The 8,119-nt window shown below is 65.7% G+C and carries 7 protein-coding genes, 1 pseudogene and 1 riboswitch; of the genes and pseudogenes, 6 read left to right on the top strand and 2 right to left on the bottom strand.

The features are described from left to right. Positions 1 to 207: 207 nt before the first annotated feature. Both B7X30_RS13735 and wrbA read right to left on the bottom strand, forming a co-directional pair. Entirely contained in the window at positions 208 to 486 is a 279-nt protein-coding gene (locus B7X30_RS13735; protein WP_286731267.1) for a YkgJ family cysteine cluster protein, read from the bottom strand. Then, the gene (wrbA, locus tag B7X30_RS13730) at positions 486 to 1,088 is read right to left on the bottom strand and encodes an NAD(P)H:quinone oxidoreductase (protein WP_286731266.1); all 603 of its coding nucleotides are present in this window, start codon (positions 1,086 to 1,088) and stop codon (positions 486 to 488) included. The genes B7X30_RS13735 and wrbA overlap by 1 nt, the downstream gene beginning before the upstream one ends. A gap of 200 nt (positions 1,089 to 1,288) precedes the next feature. On the opposite strand from wrbA, the gene B7X30_RS13725 reads away from it, so the two are divergent. The 6 genes and pseudogenes from B7X30_RS13725 to B7X30_RS13700 all read left to right on the top strand — a co-directional run. Continuing rightward, a complete protein-coding gene (locus B7X30_RS13725; protein ID WP_286731265.1) occupies positions 1,289 to 3,100 on the top strand; it encodes a bifunctional diguanylate cyclase/phosphodiesterase in 1,812 nt (603 codons plus the stop codon). A gap of 2 nt (positions 3,101 to 3,102) precedes the next feature. Next, the gene (locus tag B7X30_RS13720; protein ID WP_286731263.1) at positions 3,103 to 4,056 is read left to right on the top strand and encodes a fatty acid desaturase; all 954 of its coding nucleotides are present in this window, start codon (positions 3,103 to 3,105) and stop codon (positions 4,054 to 4,056) included. Between the two features lie 170 nt (positions 4,057 to 4,226). Further along, a riboswitch (TPP riboswitch) is annotated at positions 4,227 to 4,359 on the top strand. A 31-nt stretch (positions 4,360 to 4,390) separates the two neighbouring features. Beyond that, entirely contained in the window at positions 4,391 to 6,400 is a 2,010-nt protein-coding gene (thiC, locus tag B7X30_RS13715) for a phosphomethylpyrimidine synthase ThiC (protein WP_286731262.1), read from the top strand. Between the two features lie 4 nt (positions 6,401 to 6,404). Further along, positions 6,405 to 7,502, top strand: a complete 1,098-nt coding sequence (thiO, locus tag B7X30_RS13710; RefSeq protein WP_286731260.1) for a glycine oxidase ThiO — start codon at positions 6,405 to 6,407, stop codon at positions 7,500 to 7,502. Next, positions 7,499 to 7,732 (top strand): sulfur carrier protein ThiS, encoded by a 234-nt coding sequence (gene thiS / locus B7X30_RS13705; protein ID WP_286731259.1) that lies wholly within the window; start codon positions 7,499 to 7,501, stop codon positions 7,730 to 7,732. The genes thiO and thiS overlap by 4 nt, the downstream gene beginning before the upstream one ends. Before the next feature lies 1 nt (position 7,733). Continuing rightward, positions 7,734 to 8,119, top strand: a pseudogene (locus B7X30_RS13700) (thiazole synthase); the annotation flags it as partial.

The following is an 8,119-nucleotide window of genomic DNA, read 5'->3' as shown; positions in this document are numbered from 1 at the left end:
GCCTCGCACCGACAACGCCGCAGACGCCCCGTCTGGGGGCAACCCTTCGGGCCGGGGGTCTGGGCGGCGCACTGCCACGTTGCAGTCCGCTTGTGGTGCAACACACCACGGCGCGGCCTGCGCCTCGCATTGCCTCCGCCCAGACCCCCGGCGTGGGTGCATAAATAGCGTTAACAGGCCCTAACGACGGAAAGCGCCCCGCAGGTTTCAGGGCGCCGTTGCACGCTCCAGTGCAGCTAACCAGTGCAGCGCCTGTTCGCGGCTGTCGCCGCACATCTCGGCGCTGGGCTGCAGTCCGCCGCAGCAGGATGGACGCTCGGGCCTGCCGAAAATGGCGCAGCGCAGATCAGCGGTGAGTTGCACGCAGGGCGTGCCTGCTGGCTTGCCCTGCGGCATTCCGGGAATCGGGCTGCTGATCGACGGCGCGATGCAGCATGCCGCGCAGCCGGGGCGGCAGGCGTGGCCGGGCTCCGCGGCTGGCGGCATCAACCAAACAATTTCTTGGTGATTTCCGCGACATGCTTGCCCTGGTAGCGGGCAATGTCGAGCTCGTTGGCGCTGGGCTGGCGGCTGCCGTCGCCTTTGCTCAGGGTGGTGGCGCCGTAAGGCGTGCCGCCGGTGATTTCGTCCATCTGGGTCAGGCCGGCGCAGGCGTAGGGCACGCCAACGACCACCATCCCGTGATGGAACAGGGTGGTGTGAAAGGATGTGATGGTGGTTTCCTGCCCGCCGTGCTGGGTGGCGGTGCTGACAAACACGCTGCCCACCTTGCCCACCAGCTTGCCTTGCTGCCACAGTGCGCCGGTCTGGTCGAGAAAGTTGCGCATCTGGCCGCACATATTGCCGAATCGCGTGGGCGTGCCGAAGATCACCGCGTCATAGTCCGCCAGGTCGGCGGGCTGGGCAATGGGCGCGGCCTGATCGGTCTTGGCATGGATGGCAGCCGCGGTTTCCGTCGGCATGGTTTCGGGTACGCGCTTGATGTCCACGCTGCAGCCCGGCACGCTGCGCGCGCCTTCGGCCACGGCGTGCGCCATGGTTTCCACATGACCCCAGGTGCTGTAATACAAAACAAGAATCTTTGCCATTTTCGATGTCCTTTTAGATAACTTTCAGGTGAATCAGGGAGCAGGCCAAAGTGGCGCTGTGAGCCCTATTGTGGTTGAGTTGTCTCGTTTTTGCAGGACAGGGCTTTGTGTTGCGGCATGCCGACATGAAATCGCCATGACTGTCATCAAACTGTGATGTGGGTGGGATAAAACCGGGCATCTTTCCCGCACTTCGCCCCATGCTTTCTCTCGTACAACCCCAGATCGGCTATCTCGCCATCCTGCTCGACCGGCTGCTTACGCATGGCGAGCTGCGCGTGGAGTTTCAGCCGGTGTTCGATCTGCGGGGTCAGTCGATCCACGCCTTTGAGGCGCTGGCGCGCGGGCCGCAGGGCTCGCCGCTGGAGCGACCGGATGCGCTGTTTCAGACCGCGCGGGAGAACGGGCGCTTGTACGAGCTCGATGCCCTGTGCGTGCGCACGAGTTTAGAGACGTTCGCCCGGCTGAATTTGCCGGGGCAGTTGTTCATCAACGTCACGCAGACCTTGCTCGATTCGGGCTGGCTGGGCAGCTCGGCCGCGCTCGATTTGTTGCAAAGACTGGGCTTGCCGCCGTCTCGCATCGTGTTCGAGTTGCTGGAAAGCGATGATCTGCTGAAAGACGGCGTGGGCATGGAGCAGGCCGAACATCTGCACCGCCTCGGTTTTACGCTGGCGCTGGACGACATGGGGCGGGGTTTCGGCCGCTTCGAGGCCTGGCAGCGCCTGCATCCGCGCTATCTCAAGATCGACCGGGCGTTCTGCGCCGGGCTGGCCGATGATGCGATCAAGGCGGCGTTCGTGCGCTCGATGTTGCTCATGGCCGAGGCCAGCCGTTCTTGGGTGGTGGCCGAGGGCGTGGAGTCGGCCCGCGATCTGCGCGTGCTGCGCGAAATCGGCGTGCAGTTGGCGCAGGGCTTTGTGTTGGAGCGGCCGTCTGCCGCGCCGTCGCGTGAAATGCGCCCGGCGCAACGGGGCTTGATCGAGGCGGCTCAACCCGAGTTGTACCCGCTGGCTTCGCGCGGCAGCGTGGAACAGTCGGCGCTCGGCCTGGCGCGCCCGATCGCTCCGGTCCAGCCGCAAGTACGGCTGGAAGAGGTGCTGCGCCGCTTCGACGCCCAGCCCGATCTGATGTCGATTCCCGTGGTCGATGCGAACGGGCGCGCCCTGGGTATTCTCAACCGCTATGTGCTGGCAGACCGGCTCTGGCGCCCGCATGTACGCGACCTGCTGGGCAACAAACCCTGCGCCCAGGTGATGAGCGCCGACGTGCTCAAGCTCGATGTGAGCAGCAGTCTGCACCAGGCCAGCCAGTTGATCGCCGATGCCAGCTTTCGCCACGCCACCGAGGGCGTGCTGGTCACCGAGCAGGGCGACTATCGCGGCCTGTTGCTGGTGGGCGATCTGCTGCGGCTGGTCAACGAGTTCCAGATCCAGACAGCACGCTATGCCAACCCGCTGACGCTGCTGCCGGGCAATGTGCCCATCAACGAACAGATCGATCGCCTGCTGGCCTCGGGGCAGTCTTTCGTGGCGGCGTATGGCGATATCGATCACTTCAAGCCGTTCAACGATGTGTTTGGCTACCGGCTCGGCGACGAGGTCATTGTGCTGCTGGCCGATCTGCTGCGGGCGCGCTTTGGGCGGCCGGGCGATTTTGTCGGCCACATCGGCGGGGATGATTTCATCGTGGTGAGCGCCGAGCCCGATGCCGTCGAGCGCCTGCAGACCATTCCGCAGGAATTCGCCGCCGAGATGCCGCGCTTCTTCAATGCGGATCAACGTGAGCGCGGCGGATACGAGGCCGTCAACCGCCGAGGCGAAGCGCAGTGGTTCGGATTTCCCACCGTGTCCTTCGGCGTGCTGACTTTGGCTTCGGGGCAGGTGGAATCGCACCGCGAAGTTTCGGCCCTTCTGGTCGAGCTGAAAAAAGTGGCCAAGGCGCAGGCCTACGACCGGGTGTTTATCGACCGGCGGCAGTACGGCCCGCAAATGCCGCCCGCCTTGAGGTGAACATGAGCAGCGCGGCAACCGACCCTCGCAGCATTCCGGCGCGGCTCAATCTGTTGCTCGCGGTCTTGGCGCTGACGATGTCGGGCTGGCTGTGGATCGCTCTGCCGCTGCTGCTGCCCGCGCTGCCTGCTTTGGGATGGAGTCTGCTGATCGTGGTGCTGGCGACCACTTTTTACTGGTCTTTGCTGCACGAAGGCATCCACGCCGTGCTGCTTCCCGACCGGCGCCTGAACGACGCGCTTTCGCGCCTGCTGGCCATCGGCTTTCCGGCGCCGTTTGCGTTGCTGCGGTTCGGGCATCTCAAGCACCACCAGTTCAACCGCACCGCCATCGACCGCAGCGAAGTGTTCGATCCGGCCTCGACCACGCGCAGCGCGGCCGCTTGGCGTTACTACCCGCAACTGCTCATCGGCCTGTATGCCAGCGAGGTGGTCGCACTGCTGCTGGTGTGGTTGCCGCCGGCCTGGCTGCTGCGGCTGGCGCAGCGTCTGCCGGCCGAGCCCGGTCTGCCGTCGCTGGCGCAGAGTCTGGAGCGGCAACTGCTCAAGCCCGACACCCTGCGCGCCATGCGTCTGGACAGCCTGATGTCAATGGCGCTGATGACGTGCAGCGTCTGGCTCTACGGCACGCACGCCTGGATGCTGCTGCTGGCGCTGCTGGGCCGGGGGCTGCTGATTTCGCTCACCGACAACGCCTATCACTATGGCACCCCGCTGCACCAGCCGGGCGACGACGTGCGCCATGCCCGCAACCTGCGGCTGCCGCAGCTGGCGTCGGCGCTGATCTTGTACTTCAACTACCACGCGGTGCACCACCGCCACCCGGCGCTGCCGTGGCGCGCCTTGCCCGCAGCAGCGCACCCGGGAGAGATCGCCGCCGCCGCACCGTATGCGGCAGGGCTGCTCGTGCAGTTGCGCGGGCCGATCGCGGTGCACGATCTACCGCGGCGCGGCTGATTGCAGCGCGGGCGAGTTCAGGAGTCTGGTGGACTCGAGGATCGCGGGCGGCAAATTGGCGCTGGGCGTCCGCATCGTCATTTTTCGCCATCCTCGCCCCAAGCCCGACTGACTCTTGGCGGCGGCGACCGCGCCGGTGCGCACTGCTCGCGCAGCGCCTATACTGCGCTGCAAGCTTGTCGGAGCGCCGGGCGAAATTCCCGGCTGAGACTGCGTAACGCAGAATCCGCTGAACCTGATCGGGCTAGGAAGTGCGCCGCGAGTGCGCTTCCAACCTGCGGAGGGAACAAGGCGCCGGTGCAACGGCAGGCATTCATCCATCCCCGGAGGAACCATGTCTGCACTGCCCGAATCCCGCTACAAGGTCGATGCCCCTGAGCTGACCGAGCGCATCACCCGTACCCCCTTCGCCGCGTCCAGCAAGATTTATGTGCAGGGCAGCCGTGCCGACCTTCGCGTGCCCATGCGCGAGATCAGGCTGGCCGATACCCCAGCGGTATTTGGCGTGGAAAAAAATCCGCCCTTCGCGGTCTATGACACCTCAGGGCCCTACACCGATCCGCAGGTGAGCATCGACCTGGCGCGCGGCCTGCCCGCGCTGCGCTCGCCGTGGATTGCCGAGCGCGGTGACACCGAGCGACTGCCGGCCTTCAGCTCCGACACCACGCGCCGCCACAACGCCGACGCGGGTCTGGATGCGGTGCGCTTTCCGCAGTTGCCGCTGCCGCGCCGTGCCAAGGCCGGCGCCAACGTCAGCCAGATGCACTACGCGCGCAAGGGCATCATCACGCCCGAGATGGAGTTCATCGCCATTCGGGAGAATCAGCGGCAGGAAGAAATGCTCGATGCCGGACGGCTGAAGCAGCACCCCGGCCAGCATTTTGGCGCGAACATTCAATCGCGCATCACGCCGGAATTCGTGCGCGATGAAGTGGCGCGCGGCCGTGCCATCATCCCCAACAACATCAATCACCCGGAAAGCGAGCCGATGATCATCGGCCGCAACTTCCTGGTGAAGATCAACGCCAATATCGGCAACTCGGCTACCACGTCGAGCATTGCCGAAGAGGTGGAAAAAATGGTCTGGTCCATCCGCTGGGGCGCCGACACGGTGATGGATCTGAGCACGGGCAAACACATTCACGAGACCCGTGAGTGGATTCTGCGCAACTCGCCCGTGCCCATCGGCACCGTGCCGATCTACCAGGCGCTGGAGAAAGTCGGCGGCGTGGCCGAAGACCTCACCTGGGAGCTGTTCCGCGACACCCTCATCGAGCAGGCCGAGCAGGGCGTGGACTACTTCACCATCCACGCCGGGGTGCGCCTGCCCTTCATTCCGCTGAGCGCCAAACGCGTCACCGGCATCGTTTCGCGCGGCGGCTCGATCATGGCCAAGTGGTGCCTGGCGCATCACAAGGAAAGCTTCCTCTACGAACACTTCGAGGACATCTGCGACATCATGAAGGCCTACGACGTGGCGTTCTCGCTGGGCGACGGTTTGCGCCCCGGCAGCATTGCCGATGCCAACGACGAGGCGCAGTTCGCCGAGCTCGACACCCTGGGCGAACTCACGCAGATCGCCTGGAAGCACGACGTGCAGACCATGATCGAAGGCCCCGGCCATGTGCCCATGCAGCTCATCAAGGAAAACATGGACAGGCAGTTGGAGAAGTGCGGCGAGGCGCCGTTCTATACCCTCGGGCCGCTGACCACCGACATCGCGCCCGGCTACGACCACATCACCAGCGCCATCGGCGCAGCGATGATCGGCTGGTATGGCACCGCCATGCTCTGCTACGTCACGCCCAAGGAGCATCTCGGCCTGCCCGACAAGCAGGACGTGCGCGACGGCATCGTCACCTACAAGATCGCCGCGCACGCGGCCGATCTGGCCAAGGGCCACCCCGGCGCGCAGGCGCGTGACAACGCGCTCTCCAAGGCGCGCTTCGAGTTCCGCTGGGACGACCAGTTCAACCTCGGCCTCGATCCGGAGAAGGCCAAGGAATTCCACGACGAAACTCTGCCGAAAGACGCCTTCAAGACTGCGCATTTCTGCTCCATGTGCGGGCCGAAGTTCTGCTCCATGAAAATCACGCAGGAAGTGCGCGAGTACGCCGCCAAGCAGGGCTTGGATGCAGAGCAGGCCGTCGAGGTGGGCATGGCGGAAATGTCAGCCGAATTCCGCGCCGGAGGCAGCGAGGTGTATGTAAACGCCCCGCTGCCGGGCCGCCCTAAGGCGGGGCGTGCCCCCTCGGGGAGTGGCGAAGGCGGAGCCGCAGCAGGGGGGGCGTTGACTCCGCTGCCGGGTTCGCGGGCTCCTGCGCCTCAACAGCAGGAGAACTGAAGACATGACGCGGACTGCTGAAGTAGTGATCGCCGGGGCCGGGCTTGCTGGTCGCCTGCTGGCGTGGCGCCTGCTTACTGCAGGCGTGCCGGTCACCCTGATCGATGCCCGCGCCCGCGATGATCGCGACCATGCGGCCGGGGTGGCTGCCGCGATGCTGGCCCCCTATGCCGAACTGGTGGTGGGCGATGCCGATCTGTTCGCGCTCGGCGAGCAGTCTTTGGCGATCTGGCCGCAATGGCTGGCCCGGCTGCAGGCGCAGACCGGGCAGGCGGTGGACTTTCACCACGAAGGCTCGCTGGTGGTCGCGCACGCGCCCGATTACCCCGGTCTGGCGCACTATGCCGACCTCATCCGCTACCGCCTGCCTGCCGACAAGCGCGACGCGGTGCAAAGCCTGGACGGGCCGGGCATCGCCGCGCTGGAGCCCGAATTCGCTGGACGTTTCAGCCGCGGCCTTTGGCTGCCGCTCGAAGGCCAACTCGACAACGGGCAATTGCTGCAGGCCCTGCAAGCCGCCATCGAGCAGGCCATGGCGCGCGTGGGCGGGCAGTGGCTCGATCGCACCACTGTGCAAAGCGTGCAGGCCCGCTCGGTACACACCACCGACGGCGCGCTGATCGAGGCCGATGCGGTGGTGGACTGCCGCGGCGTGAACGCGGCTTGGCCGGGCGTGCGCGGCGTGCGCGGTGAAGTGCTCACCGTGACCTGCCCGGCGGTAAGCCTGCGCCGCCCGGTGCGGCTGATCCATCCGCGCTACATGCTCTACATCGTGCCGCGCAGCGAAGGGCGCTTCATCATCGGCGCGACCGAACTGGAGTCGCAGGACACCGGGCCGATCACCGTGCGCTCCATGCTCGAACTCGCCAGCGCGCTCTATAGCGTGCATCCGGCGTTTGGCGAAGCGCGCATCACCCGCGTGGCCACCAGCCTGCGCCCCGCAACCGACGACCATCAACCCGTGTGGACGCAGCGCGAGGGCGTCTGGCAATTGAACGGCTTCTATCGCCACGGCTATCTCGTGGCTCCGGCGATGGTGCAGCGGGCCGAGCGCGATCTGCTGGCTTTGCTGCGTTCGCAGACCGTGGAGACTCTTGGATGAACACCCCCCATCTTCAAAACGCATCGGCTTTGTCGCTGCAAATCAACGGCGAGCCCGTGCAAACTTCCAGCACCACGCTGGCCGACTTGCTCACCGAGCGCGGCTACGACGCCACGCAGGCTTTGGCTTGCGCGGTGAATCGGCATTTCGTTGCGCGCAACCTTTGGGCGCAACAGGTCTTGCAGCCGGGCGACGCCATCGAAGTGGTCAGCCCCGTGGTGGGAGGATGAAATGGATCTCGCCAACATGAATCAGACGGCTTCTCCCGTGCAACCCCATTCCGCCGTGCTGAGCCAGCCCGACCCCTTGCAGGTCGGAGGCGTCAGCCTGCACAGCCGCCTGTTTCTGGGCACCGCGCGTTATCCGGCGCCCAGCGTGCTCGCCGAGGCCGTGCAGGCCGCGCAGGTGGAGGTGCTCACCATGTCGCTGCGCCGCTTAGCTCCAGAAAGTCAGTCCGGGCAGGCGTGGTGGCAGCGCATCCGTGAGATGGGGCGGCATCTGCTACCCAACACCGCCGGTTGTCACTCGGCGGAAGAGGCCATCACCGTGGCGCAGATGGCGCGCGAAATTTTCGGCACCCACTGGATCAAGCTCGAAGTCATCGGCGACGACTACAC

It is taken from the genome of Thiomonas sp. 13-64-67 (assembly GCF_002282795.1).
GTDB lineage: Bacteria > Pseudomonadota > Gammaproteobacteria > Burkholderiales > Burkholderiaceae_C > Thiomonas > Thiomonas arsenitoxydans.
Note: the sequence above shows the minus strand (reverse complement) of the source record. Positions and strands in the feature narration are given on the sequence as shown.